Genomic DNA, 17,945 nt, shown 5'->3' with positions numbered 1-17,945 from the left:
CGGCACGACGGGCGTGAAGCCGGTCGATCGTCGCGATGCGATGAACCCGTTGCGCGTTACGGCATGACGGGCGGATGGTAGGCGAGTGTGCTCGCGAGCGCCCAGAGCATGAAGATCACGAGCGGCAGGTGAACCACCAGCTGCGTGAACGTGAAACCGACAATGTCGCGGGCACGCAGCCCGAGCACACCGAGTAGCGGCAGCATCCAGAACGGGTTGATCAGGTTCGGCAACGCCTCGGCTGCGTTGTAGACGGTCACGGCCCAGCCCAGATGAACCTGCAGCAGTTTCGCCGCCTCGATGACGTACGGCGCCTCGATGATCCACTTGCCGCCGCCGGACGGCACGAAGAACCCGAGCACGGCCGAATACACGCCCATCAACGCGGGAAACGACGAATGCGACGACATCGCAACGAAGAAATGGGCGAGGTGATCGGAGAGCGGCAGTCCGGCGGGCGCCGCCGCTTTCGTCAGGATGTAGGCGATTCCGCCGTACAGCGGAAACTGGATCAGCACACCCGCAACAGACGGCACCGAACGCGCGACGGCGTTGAGGAATCGCCTCGGCCGCCAGTTCAGCAGCATGCCGAGCAGCAGGAACAGAAAGTTGTACGTGTTCAGATTCGAGATCGCGATCAGCGGGTTCTTCGTCGTGAACTCGTGCCAGGCCCAGATCGCGCCGATCGCGACGATGGCGATGGTGATGAGCGGACTGTACTCGAGCCAGTCCCCCGGGCGGGTCGGACGTGCGAGCGCGGCGTGGCTTTCGTCGAGATCAATGCCCAGCTCCGCCGCGGTTTTCGCCCGCGTGTCGTTGGGCGCGGACAGATAGGCGATCAGCAGCGACACGCCGGTCAACACGACAGCCATCAGCATCGACTGCGGGAGAAAGATCGTCTCGGTGAAGGGGATGACGCCGGAGATGGCCAGCAGCGCCTTGGGCAGGCTGTCCGGATTCGCCTGCAATTGCGATGCGGATGAACTCAATCCCAGCGCCCACGTCGCACCCATCCCGAGATAGGCGGCCGCGCCCGCTGCCCGGTAATCCATGCGCAGATCGGTGCGGCGCGCCAGCGCACGGACCAGCAGGCCGCTGAAGATCAGGCTGATCGCCCAGTTGAACAGCGATGCGACGATACTGACGAGCGCAACGAACGTCACCGCTGCGCGCCCGGACGACGGCAGGCGCGCGAGCGCATCGATCAGCCTCGATGCGGGCGGCGATACCGCGACGACATAACCCGAGATGGCGACGATCGCCATCTGCATCGTGAACGGGATCAAACTCCAGAAGCCGTCGCCGAACGCAACGCCGACCCGCGTGACCGGCGCACCGACCGCCAGTGCGCCCGCCGCCACGATCACCACCGCGAGCGCGGCGAAGATATAGGCGTCCGGGAACCACTTCTCCGACCAGCGTGCCATGCCCGCGGCCATCCGCTCCAGCATGCGTTCGCGGTCAACCGCCGGCGCGTCGCCGCGCTGCACGTCCATCAGCTCTTTCATGTCGATCTCCTTGCCCGTCACGGCGTCAGTTTGTTTTTTCATATATTTGAACAGCCGCGGCCAGATCCTCCAGCGCGGTGCCGACCGCCTTGAACACGGTGCGCTGGCTGTCGTTCGTCCGCCCCCGTGCTTCGCCCCGGCACAGCGCCGTCAGCGTCCGGTTCAGGCTGTCGCGCGCAATGACGTTGCGCGCCAGCGGGCCCAGAAGGTCGCCGGATTTCTGCGGCGCCTCGTCCGTATCGACATAAATCTCCGCCTGCCGGAAGCAGTCGTCGTCCGCTTCGCGCATGCGCGGCGTAAAGCTGCCGATCAGGTCCAGGTGCGACCCCGCTGCGAGCCACTCGCCGCGGACAATCGGTTCCGTCGCCAGCGTCGCGCAGGTGACGACGTCCGCGCGACGGATGCTCTCCTCGAGGTTCGTGACGGGTGTCGCATCGAAGCCGAGCCCGGTCAGCCGCTCGACCAGTCGTGCCACCGCGTCGTGATCCCTGTCCCACACCTCGACGGCCGAGATCGGCAACTGGCTGCGATAGGCGAGCGGAACCAGGCTGCCGACCCGGCCGGCCCCCATCAGCACGAGGCGCGACGCATCCGCGCGGGCCAGATAGGTCGCGGCCAGCGCAGACGCAGCCGCGGTGCGGCGCGACGTGATTTCGTTGCCGTCCAGCTGTGCGAGCGGATTGCCGGTCCGCCCGTCATAGAGCACGTAGGTCGAGTGCAGTCCGGGCATGCCGTGTCCCGCATTGCCCGGGAAGATGTTGACCGTCTTGATGCCCAGGTAGCCGTCGTCTTCCCACGCGGGCATGATGAGCACCGTGCCTTCGTTTTCGCTGTCCGCATGGAGTGTGTGCGAATGACGCAGCGGTACATGGCAGCCGTCGATGAACGCCTGTCGCAGGCGTGCGACCAGCGATTCGAAATCCAGTGCGTCGCGTGTCGCGGCGGCGTCGAAAAATTTCATGGTGAATCTTTCCTCAAACGGGGGTTAGGCGTCGATGCTGACGTCGGTTGCCGGAATGGCCTGGCAGGCGAGGCACATGTCGGATTCATCCGGTCCATGCCCGCTCAAATGCGTGACTTCGCCCGATACGACCTTGACCGCGCAGCTCTCGCATTGCCCGACCCGGCAACCGCTCGGCAATGCGATGCCGAGACGCTCCGCGAACGACAGCAAGCTTCCGTCGCGGGGTGTCCAGGTGGCCGTGCGACGCGATCGCGTGAACTGCACCGCGTATTGCTTTGACGGATCGAGCGCCGGCCTGGACGGCGATCTGAATGCTTCCTTGAAGATGTCGAACGGCGGTACGCCGCGTTCGATCAGTCCCGACGTGATCGCCTGCATCATCGGTTCAGGGCCGCACAGATAAAATCGCGCGCGCCGCCGGATCAGGTCGTCGTCGACCACGTCGGCCGACAGATAGCCCCGCATCTGATAGTCGTGCCCCAGCGTCTCGTCGTGCGGCTGGTTGTAGCAGTTGACTACCTCGAGCTTCGGCAGGCGCCGCCTCAATGTCTCGATGCGTTCGCGGAACGCGTGAGTCGTGCTGTTCAGGTTGGCATAGAAGAGTCTCGACTCCGGCGCGCGATCCGCCTGATCCCGGATCGACTCCAGGTACGAGATGAAGGGCGTGATGCCGATGCCGCCCGCGAACATCACGACCGGCCGCCGCGATGCCGGCGGCACGACGAACGTGCCGCCGGGCGCACCGAGCAACACGGGATCCCCGACCTTGAGCGCGCCGTGGATGTGGGATGACATCGCGCCTTCGAACGCCGTGCCGTCGCGAGTCTGGCCTTTCTGGTGGCGTACCGAGATGGAGTAAGTGCGGCGATCGTCTTCGCGGGCGGCGCCCGTCAGCGAATAGGCGCGCGTCGTCCCGCCGTCGCCGAGCGACGGGATATGCACGGTCACGTGCTGGCCGGGCAAATAGTCCGGCAGCGCGCCGCCGTCCGCGGCGCGAAACGTGACGGTTCGCACGCCGCTCGCTTCGTCCCGCATCGCGGATACGACAAAATCCCGCAGGCCTTTCCACGCTCGTCGCGACGGATCGACCGACCGGTCGAGCCTGATGCGGCAACGCATGGAACGCAGCGGCGACGATCCGCTGACCGGATCGAGTTGCGTTGCCGAGGCGAGCCGGTTGAAATTGCTGTTGCCGGGCCCGTCCGCGGGGAGCGCATCCAGGCCGATTTCGTCGCAGGCTTGCCACCAGCCGTATTCGGCCACGATCACGTCGCGTGCCAGTTCCGGTACGACGCGTGCCTTGAAGCGTGCCGAGCCGTTCGTCGTTTCGATCAGGCACCAGTCGCCGTCGACGATGCCGTGTTCCGCCGCCAGTTCGTCATTGAGTTCCGCTACCGGGTACGGCGCACGGCGACGCAGGCTCGGCAGGCCGCGATGCTGGCTGTGGCAGTAGTACCCGTTCTTCATCGAGGTCAACGTACAGGGGAAGCGACGGCGGTTGTTCGACCGTGCATCCTCGCCGTGCTGCGGCGGTACGTACTGCGGAACGGGCGGGTAGCCGTGACGATGCAGTTTCTCGGAATACAGTTCGACCCGCAGCGTCTCCGTGTTGAAACCACGAATGCCGTCGGGCGTCGCCGCCGCGTACTGCCGCTCGCTTTGGGGCAGCGGCCTGACGATGCCTTCGGGATGGGCGCGCAGCGACGCGACGTCCAGCCCGAGCGGTTCGAGCACGTGATTCCATCCCGCCTCGATGCTGCCGCCGAAGAACGCGTCCTGCATGCCGAGCCGCGTGGCGAGGTCGAAGACGATGTCGTAGTCCGCACGACTCTCTCCTCTCGGCGGCACCATGCGCTGCCTGAGCTGCACGAGTTCGACCGCGCGCTCGTCGATCTCGAAGCCGAGGCGCAGGCCTTCCCGTTCCCACGGCGTGTTCACGGGAAGCAGGATGTCCGCATAGCGTGACGACGGCGTCTCGAAGAGATCGCAGTGAACATGAAAGTCGAGCGCGCAGAGCGCGTCGTGCGCAACGCCGCCATCCGCCTGGGACAGCACCATGTTCGTACCGAACGCGATCAGCGCGCGTACGCGGTAGGGTTCGCCGTCGAGAATGGCGCGATAGACGTCGCGCGCCGTGACCCAGCCTTGCGATGGCGGGCCGAGCGGTCGCTCCGCGAGGCCGAGCGCTTTTGCACGTTGCTGCGGGTTCAGCATCGCGTAGCTGCTGACCGCGTTGGCCGGTTGCTTCGTCCATTCCCGATTCGAGCCGTGCGTATCGAACGCACCCGTCAACGCATACAACGTCGCAATCGAACGCTCGGTCTGAGTGGCATTGGTGTGCATGCCGACGCCCGACCATGCGTGATAGGCAATGGCCTGATGCGGCCGCAGCAGGCGGGCGGCTTCGACGATGTCGGCCGCATCGACCCCCGTGATCGTCGCCGCATGTTCCGGCGTATAGGCGTCGAGCGCTGTCGAATAGAGGTCGAAAGCCGGCGTGCATGCCACGTGCATGCCGTGCCCGGCCGAATCGCGGACCGCCACGTGGCGGACGCCGGCCATCAACAGATCGGAAGGTCGGGTCGCGGGTTCCTCTCCGGCCAGCTCCAGCCGATCGAGCGTCGCGTTCCAGTGCACGTACCGGTTGCTCGACGCGTCCCTGTCGATGTCGCGCTCGCGCAGAAACCGCCCGGTGTCGGCGCGCACGAGCAATGGGCCGTTCGTCCATTCCCGGACGAACGCATCGTCGACGTTGCCGGTCGCGATCATCTGCCGCGCGATCGCCATCGCGAGCGCGCCATCCGTCCCGGGATTGACGCGCAGCCACAGATCGGCCTCGCGTGCGAGCGCGGTTGGCCGCGGATCGACGACGATCAGCCTGGCGCCGTTGCGGCGGCCTTTTGCGATGGCGTCGGCCTGGGCGAGCCAGGTGTTGGCGGGATTGTTTCCCCACAGCACGATGAGCTCCGCATGCCGGTAATCCGCAACGGGAATGCCGCAGCCGAACGTAAAGACATGCGCGCTGTCCTTGTGCCAGTTGCAGATCTCGGTTGCATAGCAAATGTTCGGGCTCCCGAATGACCAGACGAATCGCTCGACCCAGTCGATGCTGTCGCTCATCGGCGTTCCGCTTGGCGTGGTGACGCCAAACGCGACCGACTCGGCACCGTTTTCCCGTTTGAAATGGGCGAGGCGTTCCGCGATCTCGGACAGCGCTTCATCCCAGCCGATGCGTTGCCAGCCGGGGTCGGCGGCATCCTTCGGGCGCGTGCGTCGCATCGGATACAACACGCGATTCGGGTTGTGCACGAGTTCGGGCGCGGCCTTCCCCTTCATGCACATCGCATGGCCGGTCGGATGCGTGTCGTCGGGGCGGACCTTGATCATCGTGTCGCCGCGCACGACGTTGATCGTGCCGCAGCGCGACCGGCACAGCGTGCAATAGCCCTTCTTTTCCTGCGTCTCCATCGGTTCGCATCGTCCACGTCATGTTTCCGACTATGCTAGGAAGCGAAGGCAGCCATGACAAATTCATCCTTTCGATGGTCCGATATATATTGAATCAATATCGCGACCGTCGATCTGGTGTACTGTCCGCGCCTTCGGGGCAACGCTGATCCTGCGTTGCCCGGACCTCCCGGATCCTTTCCCGTGAACACGCACATCACCCTGCGCCAGATCGAATACTTCGTCTCCGTTGCCGATACGGGGCAAATTTCGAAGTCGGCCAATCTTTGTTCGGTGTCTCAATCGTCGATGACGATCGCATTGCGGAAACTCGAGGATGCGGTCGGCGTCACGCTGCTTCTGCGTCATGCGAAAGGCGTCCGTCTGACACCGGCCGGCGAGCGGTTTCTGCGTCATGTGCAGCACGCGACGATGTCCATCGACCGCGCCGTTTCAGCCGCGCAGGAGGACCCCGAGCAAATCTCGGGGCATGTCCGTATCGGGATGACCGAAACCATCTCGGCGTATCTGATGCCGTCGCTGATGTCCGCCATTTCGCGGCGGTTCGGCAACCTGAGCGTGAGCATCGTCGAAAGCGAACGCGAAGCAATCGAGGAGATGCTGGTCGACGATCGCCTCGATATTGCGCTGCTGCTGGTGTCGAACACCGCGGAAGTCGGCGACCTGAAATACGAGACGATGCTTCGTTCGCCGCGCCGGCTGTGGACCCATCCGGATCATCCGCTGCAGGACGCCCATCGCGTCACGCTCGAAGACGTCGCGCGCGAGAACTATCTGCTGCTGGACATGGACGAACACCTGCGAACCGTCGGCAAGTACTGGGGGAGCTACGGGATCACGCCGAACGTCTGGATGCAGAGCAAATCGATCGAGGCCGTGAGAAGCCTCGTCGCGCTCGGGCAAGGGGTGACGATACTCTCGGACCTCGTGTACCGGCCCTGGTCCCTGGAAGGAAACCGGATCAGCCGCCGCAATCTCAGCGTGACCGTGCCGACGATGGACGTCGGTGCGGTGTGGCGGCGGGGCGGAGCGACGTCGGCGCCATGCCGTGCGCTGCTGGATCTGTTCCGGTCGTGGAGAAGGACGGCCGAGTAGGAGGCGATGCGCGCGGGCGTCCGCGTCGTGCCGGATGCGGATCGGGCCGGCCGACGGCAGCGCGAGATTCGGCCGAGGTGAACGTTCGTCCTACGCCACGATTGCACGGAGTTTGCCCGCGGCCCTTCCGGCGCCGGCCGGTCCGCCTGTCCCCGTCGCACCGGCACCCCCGCCGCCGATGCATACCAGTCCGTCAAACTGGTTCTATTCCGGTCTCATATTTGCACCCGAAACCCGGCCCGGCCACGCACCGGAACTGTCCCCTTGCATACCAATCCGGGTAAATCCCTATCCTGCATCACGTTGTAAACAAAGGCTTTGCTGGTGCTAAAACGCTTGCCGGGCAAGGCTGGCGGGGATTTTCGCGACGCTAATACCAGTTCGTTGACTGGTATTATGGTGGTTATATAATGCGTTCACTTTCGACGGCCCGAGGTCGTCGTCCGACACCCGGAGGCACATGGAAACCGGCTGGTCCGAACTGGCGCCCGATCCGCTCAACGATACGCCGCTCTATCTGCAGCTCGCCCGCAACCTGGCGAGCGCGATCCACGGCGGCGCGTGGCGGGCCGGCGAGGCGCTGCCGTCGGAGCGGCTGCTGTCGGTGTCGGTCGGCGTATCGCGGATCACGGCCCGCCGTGCACTGGCGCTGCTGGTCGAGCAGGGATTGATCAAGCGGGCGCGCGGGGCGGGCAGTTTCATCACGCCGCGCGTGGCCGATCCGCTGTCGCGTCTCGTCGGCTTCACCGCGAAGATGCAGCAGCGCGGCTTCGTGCCCGATTCGGTGTGGCTGTCGCGCACGCTGCGCGCCGCGAGCCGCGACGAGATCACGCGTCTCGGCCTCGCGCCGGGTGCGACGGTTGCTCGGCTCGAACGGCTGCGCCGCGCGGACGGCATCGTGATGGCGGTCGAGCACTCGACGCTGCCGGCTGCGGTGGTGCCCGATCCACAGGTGCTCGGCGCGTCGCTGTACGAATACCTCGACGCGCGCGGCATGACCGTCGTGCGTGCGTTGCAGCACTTTCGCGCGGCGAACGCGACGCACGCGATCGCGAAATGGATGGCGGTGAAGCCGGGCTCGGCACTGCTGGTGATCACGCGAATCGGCTACGGCGCCGACCAGCGCGCGATCGAAGTGAGCGAAACGTATTGCCGCGACGACTACTACGACTTCGTCGCCGAACTGAAACGCTGACGCGCGAGACTGCCCGCGCGCGGCACGCGAAGCAACGACACGAATTTGCAAATCACGACGCGGATGCACGCGTCACCAGATCATCAAGAGAACGTCATGCTGACTGGAAACATCCTCACCCCCGACGGCTGGATCTACGGATCGCTCGATAGCGAGAACGGCCGCATCACCACGCTCGACGGCAAGCCCGTCGATCCCGCGAAGAACGACGCGCCGTACATCCTGCCCGGCTTCATCGACCTGCACGTGCACGGCGGCGGCGGCGCCGACGTGATGGAAGGCGGCGACGCGATCGAGACGATCGTCCGCACGCACGCGCAGTTCGGCACGACGAGCCTGCTCGCGACGACGATGACCGCGCCGCGCGACGAACTGATGCAGGTTGTCGCGAACCTCGGCAGCGTTGCGCGTACGCGCACGCCGGGCGGCTCGCGCGTGCTCGGCGTGCACCTCGAAGGGCCGTACATCAACCCCGGCAAGCTCGGCGCGCAGCCCGACGCGGCCGTGTCGGCCGTGCTCGACGAAGTGCTGAAGTACCTGTCGATCGCGCCGATCCGCGTCGTCACGCTCGCACCGGAAATCGCGGGCCACATCGAGATCATCGGCGAGATGGCCGCGCGCGGCGTACGCGTGCAGCTCGGCCACTCGCTCGCGACCTACGACGACGCGGTCGCCGCGCTCAAGCACGGCGCATGCGGTTTCACGCACCTGTTCAACGCGATGTCGCCGCTGCACCACCGCAACCCGGGCCTCGTGGGCGCGGCGCTTGCTCACGCCGAATACGCGGAAATCATCCCCGACCTGCTGCACGTGCATCCGGGTGCGATTCGTGCCGCGCTGCGCGCGATCCCGCGCCTGTACGTCGTGACCGACAGCACGTCCGCAACGGGCATGCCCGACGGCGAATACCGGCTCGGCAGCCAGCACGTGACGAAGTGCCTCGGCGGCGTGCGGCTGGCCGACGGCACGCTTGCCGGCAGCACGCTGACGATGGACCAGGCGTTGCGCAACCTCGTATCGCTCGGCCTGCCGATTGCCGACGTGTCGAACCGGATGTCGCGCTACGCGGCCGACTACCTCGGCGTCACCGATCGCGGCCGCCTCGAGCGCGGCGCATGGGCCGACCTCGCGGTGTTCGACCGCGACCTGAACCTCACCGCGACCTACGTCGAAGGAGAATCGATTGTCGAATATGCTTAAGGAAGCGCGCGAGTCCGCCCAGGTCGTCGCCGCGCAGATCGCCGACACCTCGCGCGTCGAAGCGCTTGCCGGTCAATTGCTCGATCACCCGCCGGCCGTCGCGCTGACGGTCGCACGCGGCAGCTCGGATCACGCCGCGAGCTATTTCGCGAGCCTGACGATGAGCCGCCTCGGCGTGCCGGTCGCATCGCTGCCGATGTCGGTCGCGACGCTGCAGCAGGCGCCGCTGAAGGTGCAGGACCAGCTTGCAATCGCCTTTTCCCAGTCGGGCAAGAGCCCCGATCTCGTCAACACGATGGCCGCGCTGCGCGAAGCCGGCGCACGCACCGTTGCCGCCGTGAACGTGCTGCCGTCGCCGCTCGCCGACGCGTGCGAGCACCAGCTGCCGCTGCTCGCCGGCCCCGAACTGTCGGTCGCCGCGACGAAGAGCTATATCGCGATGCTGTCGCTGTCCGCGCAGATCGTCGCCTACTGGCAGCGCGACGCCGCGCTGATGACCGCGTTGCGCGGGCTGCCCGACGTGCTCGCGCAGGCCGGCCGGCTCGACTGGTCGCAGGCGGTTGCCGCGCTCGCGGGCGTCGAGCGGATGATCGTCATCGGCCGCGGTCTCGGCCTCGCGATCGCGCAGGAAGCCGCGCTGAAGCTGAAGGAAACGTCCGGCATCCAGGCTGAAGCGTTCTCGAGCGCCGAAGTCCGTCACGGCCCGATGGAGCTGATCGACCGCGACTATCCGCTGCTCGTGTTTGCACCGCCCGGGCCCGAGCAGGCCGGCCTGCTGCAGCTCGCCGCCGACATGCGCGCCCGCGGCGCGGCCGTGCTGCTCGCGGCGCCCGCCGGCACCCCCGGCGCGACGCTGCCGCTTGCGCAGTCCGCCCATTCGGCGCTCGACCCGATCGCCGCCATTCTTTCGTTCTACGTGATGGCGGCGGATCTCGCCGTCGCGCGCGGCCGCAATCCCGACACGCCGCGCCACCTGAACAAAGTCACCGAAACGCACTGATAGCCGAGAAAGCCGATGAGACGCGCCGAGGAGTCCCAGTTGAAGAGTCCCACCCACGATCAGATCGTCCTGCTTAGCCCCTTGACGGGGCCGATCGTCGCGCTGGCCGACGTGCCCGATCCGGTGTTCTCCGGCGGGATGTTCGGCGACGGCATCGGCATCGACCCGCTCGCGGGCAAACTCGTCGCACCGTGCGCGGGCGTCGTGTCGCATCTCGCGCGCACGGGCCACGCGGTGACGATCACGACGCCGCAAGGCGCGGAAGTGCTGCTGCACATCGGCATCGATACCGTCGAGCTGAACGGGCAGGGCTTCATCGCACACGTCGAAGCCGGCGCGCGTGTCGACGCGGGCACGCTGCTGATCGAATTCGATCAGGACGCGGTGGCGCGCAGCGCGCATTCGCTCGTGTCGGTGATCGCGATCGCGAACTCCGACGCGTTCGAGGTCGTCGACCGTGCGAGCGGTTTCGCGACCGCTGGCGAGACGCCGCTGCTCGCGTTGCGCGGCAAGGGCGCAGCCGCTGCGCAGGCGGCACAGACCGGCGCGGCGGCCATGAACGAAGTGCGCCGCGAGATCGTGCTCGCGCAGCCGGGCGGCCTGCATGCGCGGCCGGCCGCGCGTGCGCGCGAAGCCGTGCGCGGGTTCGACGCGACCGTCGACGTGCTGTTCGACGGCCGCAAGGCATCGATCGCGAGCGTCGTCGGCTTGCTCGGCCTGGGCGCCGGCGAAGGTGCGACGGTCGAACTGGTTGGCCGCGGCGCGCATGCGCAACAGGCGGTCGACGCAGTCGAGCACGAGCTGCTGCGCGAAGCGCACGGCGAAGTCGAGGAAAAGCCGGCGCGGATGACGTCGCCCGTGCCGCAGACGATCGCGCGCAACACCGGCGCGCAGATCGACCCGAACACGCTCGCCGGCGTGTGCGCGGCGCCCGGCATCGCAGTCGGCACGCTGGTGCGTCTCGACGACGCGGAAATCGTGCCGCCCGAGCAGGCTGCCGGCACGCCGGCGACGGAAAGCCGCCAGCTCGACCAGGCACTGAAGGCGGTCGACGCCGAACTCGACGAAACGGTGCGCAACGCATCGGCGCGCGGGGCGGTCGGCGAAGCGGGCATCTTCGCGGTGCATCGCGTGCTGCTCGAGGACCCGACGCTGATCGACGCAGCGCGCGACCTGATCAGCCTCGGCAAGAGCGCGGGTTTCGCGTGGCGCGCGACGATCCGCACGCAGATCGACACGCTGTCGAAGCTCGACGACGCGCTGCTCGCCGAACGCGCAGCCGACCTGCGCGACATCGAGAAGCGCGTGCTGCGTGCGCTCGGCCACACGAACGGCGCCGCGCGTGCGCTGCCCGACGAGGCCGTGCTCGCGGCCGAGGAATTCACGCCGTCCGACCTGTCGTCGCTCGATCGCCAGCGCGTGACCGCGCTCGTGATGGCGCGCGGCGGCGCGACGTCGCACGCGGCGATCATTGCGCGACAGCTCGGCATTCCGGCGCTGGTCGCGGTCGGCGATGCGCTGTACGCGATTCCCGACGGCACGCAGGTCGTCGTCGATGCGAGCGCCGGCCGGCTCGAACATGCACCGACCGCGCTCGACGTCGAACGCGCGCGGCACGAGCGCCAGCGCCTGGACGGCGTGCGCGAGGCGAACCGGCAACTCGCCGGTGAAGCCGCAGCAACGGTCGACGGCCGCGCGATCGAGGTCGCCGCGAACATCGCGACGCTCGACGATGCGAACACCGCGGTCGACAACGGCGCGGACGCGGTCGGCCTGCTGCGCACCGAACTGATGTTCATCCATCGCCAGGCTGCGCCGACGGTCGTCGAACACCAGCAGAGCTACCAGTCGATCGTCGACGCGCTGCAGGGCCGCACCGCGATCATCCGCACGCTCGACGTCGGCGCAGACAAGGAAGTCGACTACCTGACGCTGCCGCCCGAACCGAACCCGGCGCTCGGCCTGCGCGGCATCCGCCTCGCGCAGGTGCGCCCCGATCTGCTCGACGATCAATTGCAGGGCCTGCTCGCGGTGAAGCCGCTCGGCGCGGTGCGCATCCTGCTGCCGATGGTGACCGACGCGGGCGAGCTCGTGCGGCTGCGCAAGCGCATCGACGAATTCGCGCGTGCGCAGGGCCGCACCGAGCCGATCGAAGTCGGCGTGATGATCGAGGTGCCGTCGGCCGCGCTGCTGGCCGACCAGCTCGCGCAGCACGCGGATTTCCTGTCGATCGGCACCAACGACCTGACCCAATACACGCTCGCGATGGACCGCTGCCAGGCCGATCTGGCCGCGCAATCCGACGGCCTGCATCCGGCCGTGCTGCGCCTGATCGACATCGCGGTGCGCGGCGCCGCGAAGCACGGCAAGTGGGTCGGCGTGTGCGGCGCGCTCGGCGGCGATCCGCTCGCGGTGCCGGTCCTGGTGGGCCTCGGCGTGACCGAACTGTCGGTCGACCCCGTGTCGGTGCCGGGCATCAAGGCGCGTGTGCGCCGTCTCGATTACCAGTTGTGCCGTCAGCGCGCGCAGGATCTGCTCGCGCTCGATTCGGCACAGGCGGTAAGGGCAGCAAGTCGCGAGGTCTGGCCGCTCGACTGACCGTCGGCGGCAGGTTCGCGACCCGTATTACGACGAAAGCCATCAGCTCAACGACGATTAATGACGAGACAAGGATTGGAGGACTGAATGAACGGGAATCCGTTTCTGAAAATACAGGGCCTGGGCCGGGCACTGATGCTGCCGATCGCGGTACTGCCGGTCGCCGGCATCCTGCTGCGACTCGGCCAGCCGGACGTGTTCAACATCAAGATGATCGCCGATGCCGGCGGTGCGATCTTCGACAACCTGCCGCTGCTGTTCGCGATCGGCGTGGCGGTCGGCTTCGCGAAGGACAACAACGGCGTGGCAGCGCTCGCGGGCGCGATCGGCTACCTGATCGAAACCGCGATCATGAAGGACATCGATCCCAAGCTGAACATGGGCGTGCTGTCCGGGATCATCGCGGGTGTCGTCGCGGGCCTGCTGTACAACCGCTACAAGGACATCAAGCTGCCGGACTACCTCGCGTTCTTCGGCGGCAAACGGTTCGTGCCGATCATAACGGGGCTGGTCTGCGTGATACTCGGCATCGTGTTCGGGTACGTGTGGCAGCCGGTCCAGCATCTGATCGACGCGGCCGGCCAATGGCTGACGACGGCGGGCGCGATCGGGGCGTTCGTGTTCGGCTTCCTGAACCGCCTGCTGCTCGTCACGGGCCTGCACCACATCATCAACTCGCTCGCGTGGTTCGTGTTCGGCAACTTCACGCCGCCCGCCGGCGGCGAGATCGTGCACGGCGACTTGCACCGCTTCTTCGCGGGCGACCCGACCGCCGGCACCTTCATGGCCGGTTTCTTCCCGATCATGATGTTCGGCCTGCCGGCCGCGTGTCTCGCGATGTTGCACGAGGCACCGAAGGAGCGCCGCGCGATGGTCGGCGGCCTGCTGTTCTCGATGGCGCTCACGTCGTTCCTGACCGGCGTGACCGAGCCGATCGAATTCAGCTTCATGTTCCTCGCGCCGGTGCTGTACGTGATCCACGCGGTGCTGACGGGGCTGTCGCTCGCAGTCTGCCAGATCCTCGGCGTGAAGCTCGGCTTCACGTTCTCGGCCGGCGCGATCGACTACGTGCTGAACTACGGGCTGTCGACGAAGGGCTGGATCGCGATCCCGCTCGGCATCGCGTATGGCGTCGCGTACTACGGGCTGTTCCGCTTCTTCATCCGCAAGTTCAACATGGCGACGCCGGGCCGCGAGCCGGCATCGGCCGATGCGGCTGCCGAATCGTACGCATCGGGCGGCTTCGTCGCACCGGCTGCGGGCGCCGCTGCGACGGCCGCCGCACCGCGCGCGCAGCGCTACATCGCCGCACTCGGCGGCGCGGGCAACCTGTCGGTCGTCGACGCCTGCACGACGCGCCTGCGCCTGACCGTCGTCGATCCGGAGAAGGTCTCGGAGCCGGAACTGAAGTCGATCGGTGCGCGCGGCGTGCTCAAGCGCGGCGGCAACAGCGTGCAGGTGATCATCGGGCCGGAGGCCGACATCATCGCCGACGAAATGCGTGCCGCGATCGGCAGCGGCGCGACGGGTGCCGCGTCGACCGCGACGGCGGCTGCTGCGCAGCCCGTCACGGGCGCGGCCGCCGGCCCGCTCGATCCGGAGCCGGCGCGCTGGCTCGCGGTGTTCGGCGGCGCGACCAACGTCGCATCGCTCGATGCAGTGGCGACCACGCGCCTGCGCGTTGTCGTGCGCGATCCGTCGGCGGTCGATCGCGATCGCCTCGGTGCGCTCGACGTCGCCTGGGTGTCGCTCGACACGTTCCACATCGTCTGCGGCAACGCGGCCGCACGCTATGCCGAACAGCTTGGCGCGCGCCTGCCGCCGTCGGGCGGCGGCGCCGCCGTGCAACCGGCATGATGCGATGAAGCCGGCCGGATCCGCGTGGCGGATTCGGCCAGGCGGTAAAACGAAAACGGCTTGCGATGCGTCGCAAGCCGTTTTTCTTTGGGGCGGGCGAGGGGGCGATGCGTTCGCCCGCATCGCGCATCGCGCGAGCGTTCAGCCGGTCACGGATTCGTCAGCGTGAAGGTCGGCTTCCGGTAACCGACACCGGCCCGGTCGAGCTTCGGCAGCTCGCGTTGCGTGAGCAGTGTCGCGAAGCCGGCCCAGTCGCGCTGCAGCGCAGCCGTGTCGACGTGATGCGTGTCGCCGCGCTTGAAGCGCACGCCGGCCGCATACGGCAGCTCCCAGTCGGCGCGGTGCCACGCGCGCTCGGCGAGCGCGAGCAGCCGCGGATAGGCCATGTATTCGAGGAAGGTGTCGTTGCGCATCACCTCGCCCCACGCTTGCCCCTGCATGCCTTCGATGCGCGGCGCGGGCCCCGTGCCGGTCACTTCGAACGGGTTGCCGTCGCGGTCGCCCATCACTTCGGCGTTCTGCGGCAGGTTCTCCGGCGCGAGCGAGAACACCTTGTACTCGTCCGTCGCGTGCGAGCCCCAGTAGTAGCCGCGCTCGCGCGGGTTCAGCGTGTACGGGAAGTCGAAGTACAGGTAGTCGGGCAGCGCGAGCACCGTCAGGTAGCCCTTGCCGCTCAGGTCGCGTGCGCTGTCCGACGCCCCCCAGAAGATCGTGTCCCACAGCGACACCATCACGTGGCGCGTGCTGAAGTCCTGCGGCCCGTTCGCATGCTTGATGCCGTCCTGCCACGCGGCCATCGTGTCGATCCCGTTCGCGTTGACGGCCGCGCTCACCTGTTTCGCGAAACGCGTCGGCAGCTCGTCGATCGACTTGATCTCGCCGCGCTGGAGCAGCGTCGTACACGCGGGCGAACGCGCCCACGGCTTGTCCTGCGCGGCGAGATCGATGCGCCCCTTGTTCGGGTCGGTGCCGTTCAGCGGCTGGAAGCCCGCGCCGAGGAAGATGTTCTTCGCTTCGTCGCCGCCGTAGTGCCACGTCTGCAGCGGCGCCTGCGCGTCCGCGTGCATCGCCGCGATCTCGCGGATCACCTTCGACGCGAAATTGAGCGCGCCCGGCACGCACGGGTTCAGGTCGCTGCGCCGGTCGTAGAACTGCACCGTCGTCAGGTTCGTCGTGTCCTGCGGATCGAGCAGCCGGTATGCGTTCGCTTCCTGCTCGCGGCCGGCCGCATGCAGCCGCCGGTAGCGCGCTTCCATCGTCACGACGGCCGCGCGCGCATGCGCGGGCATGTCGATCTCGGGGATGATCTGCACGAAGTGCGCGGCCGCGTAGCGCACGAGCGACACGTAGTCGTCGCGCGTCAGGTAGCCGCCGCCCGAACGGTTGTCGGGGCCCGAGCCGAGCTGTGGCAGCAGGCAGCGCGTCTCGCTCGGGTCGTGGCAGCGGCGCCCGCCGATCTCGGTCAGCTCGGGCAGGCCGGGAATCTCGATGCGCCAGCCTTCGTCGTCGGACAGGTGCAGGTGCAGGCGGTTGAGCTTGTACGCGCTCATCTGGTCGATCAGGCGGCGCAGCGTCGCCGGGTGCTTGAAGTTGCGCGCGAGATCGACGTGCATCCCGCGATGGGTAAAGCGCGGCGCATCCTCGACGAGCATCGCCGGGATCGGGCCGCCGCCGGCCGGCGCGAGCGAGTAGAGCGTCTGCACGCCGTAGTAGAGGCCCGCGCGATCGTAGCCTTCGATCAGCACGCCGCGCGGCCCGATCGCGAGGCGGTAGCCGCCCGGCGTCGCGATGTCGGCCGGCAGCCGGCGCGGCGCGACGGCGCCGCGAACCGGTATGCGTGCGCCGTCGAGCCCGAGAGTCGTCGCGCGTTCGCGCAGCGCCGCGACCTGCGCGTCCGGCAGGTCCGGCAGCGCGAGCTCGACGCCGCGCAGGTCGAGCGTGCCGGGCAGCGGCTGTTCGCGCTTCACGCTCGGCAGCGCGCGGCTCGCATCCGGCCGCGCGGCCACGGGCGGCGCATTGCCGGTCGAGTTGTTCTGCGCGTCGGCCGGCAGCGATTCGACGTAGCGCAGCTCGTTGTCGGTGTCGTTGTAGCGGAGCACGGCAGGCGGTGCGCCGTCGACGACGACATACGGGCGCGGAATCACGTCGCTGTAGCGCAGCAGCCAGTATTCGGCGACGAACGGCAGCTCGAGGCGCTCGCCGGGTGCGAGCCGCACCGAGCCCGGCTGCGGCGTCAGTTCGTACAGGTCGCCGGTGAGCCGCCGCAGCGCGAAGCCCGGACGGTCGATCCGCAGCAGCCGGCGGATGCTGTGCAGGTAGAGCTTCCAGCCACCGTCGGCGATCGCCTGGTGGCCGCGGTTCTGCAGGATCAGGCGGCCCGTCGCGCAGGCCGCGCCGTCGGCGCCGAGATCGGCGCACGGCACGCCGGCCGTGCCCGCGTGGTTGTTGTCGACGGCGACGCGCAACGCGAGGCCGTTCGACAGCGCCGCCGCGAGGCTGGCGGCTTGCGCGGTGGCCAGCGCGGTGCCGGCGGTCGCGCCGGAGGCGGCCGGCGCCGGTTGGGCCGCATTCGCGGCTGGCGACAGCACCGCGATCAGCAGACTTGCAAGAAGGGATGGCAAGGTACGCTTCATTCGAACTCCTGAAAAAAAGGGGGCCTGGCGGCGTCGTGGGGCGACGTCGCGGCGTTCGGGTCTTTCAATGGAGCTGCGGGAGATACCGGCACGCGGGGCGATGCGACTGCACCGCGCGCCATCTGCACGCGGAGGCGTGCGTTACGGAACGGGAGGCGGGCACGCGTGCCGATCGGATCGGCGCGGTGATGTGCGCATGATCATCGGTGCCGCGCCGCAATTGCCGCGGCGGCAAGCCGACCGCAGTCGGCCCGGTTCGGCCGGCCGCGCACGAGCGCGAGCGCGACGGCGGACACCGCCGTACGCGGACGTCGACATGGCGCGCCGGCGCGCGCCACACACGGGATTCGCATGTCTCCCCCACCCAGAAGGAATCGGCCTGTCAGCGGCCGTGTCCAAAGATCTTATGAAACCTTTTATTGGTATT

General features: G+C 67.8%; 10 protein-coding genes. 6 read left to right on the top strand and 4 right to left on the bottom strand.

The genetic code is table 11. The annotated features are described in order from the left end of the window. Positions 1-56: 56 nt before the first annotated feature. The 3 genes from OHZ10_RS15370 to OHZ10_RS15360 are packed head-to-tail and all read right to left on the bottom strand — an operon-like array spanning position 57 to position 5,940. Complete coding sequence (locus OHZ10_RS15370; protein ID WP_342702947.1) at positions 57-1,508, bottom strand: short-chain fatty acid transporter; 1,452 nt, start codon at positions 1,506-1,508, stop codon at positions 57-59. A 25-nt stretch (positions 1,509-1,533) separates the two neighbouring features. Next, positions 1,534-2,469 carry an ornithine cyclodeaminase family protein gene (locus OHZ10_RS15365; protein ID WP_174994092.1) on the bottom strand — a complete coding sequence of 312 codons (936 nt, stop codon included), beginning with the start codon at positions 2,467-2,469 and terminating at the stop codon, positions 1,534-1,536. A 24-nt stretch (positions 2,470-2,493) separates the two neighbouring features. Then, positions 2,494-5,940: a molybdopterin-dependent oxidoreductase gene (locus OHZ10_RS15360; protein WP_342702944.1), complete on the bottom strand. Its 3,447-nt coding sequence runs from the start codon at positions 5,938-5,940 to the stop codon at positions 2,494-2,496. Positions 5,941-6,123: 183 nt separating this feature from the next. Between OHZ10_RS15360 and OHZ10_RS15355 the strand changes: the two genes are divergently transcribed. The 6 genes from OHZ10_RS15355 to nagE all read left to right on the top strand — a co-directional run bounded on the left by OHZ10_RS15355 (position 6,124) and on the right by nagE (position 14,885). Beyond that, positions 6,124-7,035 (top strand): LysR family transcriptional regulator, encoded by a 912-nt coding sequence (locus OHZ10_RS15355; RefSeq protein WP_059233144.1) that lies wholly within the window; start codon positions 6,124-6,126, stop codon positions 7,033-7,035. Positions 7,036-7,495: 460 nt separating this feature from the next. After that, on the top strand, positions 7,496-8,230 hold the full coding sequence (locus OHZ10_RS15350) for a GntR family transcriptional regulator (RefSeq protein ID WP_059233145.1): 735 nt from the start codon (positions 7,496-7,498) through the stop codon (positions 8,228-8,230). A 96-nt stretch (positions 8,231-8,326) separates the two neighbouring features. Next, a complete protein-coding gene (gene nagA, locus OHZ10_RS15345) occupies positions 8,327-9,430 on the top strand; it encodes an N-acetylglucosamine-6-phosphate deacetylase (RefSeq protein WP_059233146.1) in 1,104 nt (367 codons plus the stop codon). Further along, on the top strand, positions 9,423-10,430 hold the full coding sequence (locus OHZ10_RS15340; protein WP_059233147.1) for an SIS domain-containing protein: 1,008 nt from the start codon (positions 9,423-9,425) through the stop codon (positions 10,428-10,430). Before nagA ends, OHZ10_RS15340 begins: the two co-directional genes overlap by 8 nt. A 15-nt stretch (positions 10,431-10,445) precedes the next feature. Continuing rightward, on the top strand, positions 10,446-13,028 hold the full coding sequence (gene ptsP / locus OHZ10_RS15335; RefSeq protein WP_059233148.1) for a phosphoenolpyruvate--protein phosphotransferase: 2,583 nt from the start codon (positions 10,446-10,448) through the stop codon (positions 13,026-13,028). An 87-nt stretch (positions 13,029-13,115) separates the two neighbouring features. After that, the gene (gene nagE, locus OHZ10_RS15330; protein ID WP_059233149.1) at positions 13,116-14,885 is read left to right on the top strand and encodes an N-acetylglucosamine-specific PTS transporter subunit IIBC; all 1,770 of its coding nucleotides are present in this window, start codon (positions 13,116-13,118) and stop codon (positions 14,883-14,885) included. A 149-nt stretch (positions 14,886-15,034) separates the two neighbouring features. Here nagE and OHZ10_RS15325 read toward each other — a convergent pair whose 3' ends face one another. After that, positions 15,035-17,518, bottom strand: a complete 2,484-nt coding sequence (locus OHZ10_RS15325; RefSeq protein ID WP_174994096.1) for a family 20 glycosylhydrolase — start codon at positions 17,516-17,518, stop codon at positions 15,035-15,037. Positions 17,519-17,945 lie beyond the last annotated feature (427 nt).

The organism is Burkholderia arboris (assembly GCF_038723655.1).
Taxonomy (GTDB): domain Bacteria; phylum Pseudomonadota; class Gammaproteobacteria; order Burkholderiales; family Burkholderiaceae; genus Burkholderia; species Burkholderia arboris.
Note: the sequence above shows the minus strand (reverse complement) of the source record. Positions and strands in the feature narration are given on the sequence as shown.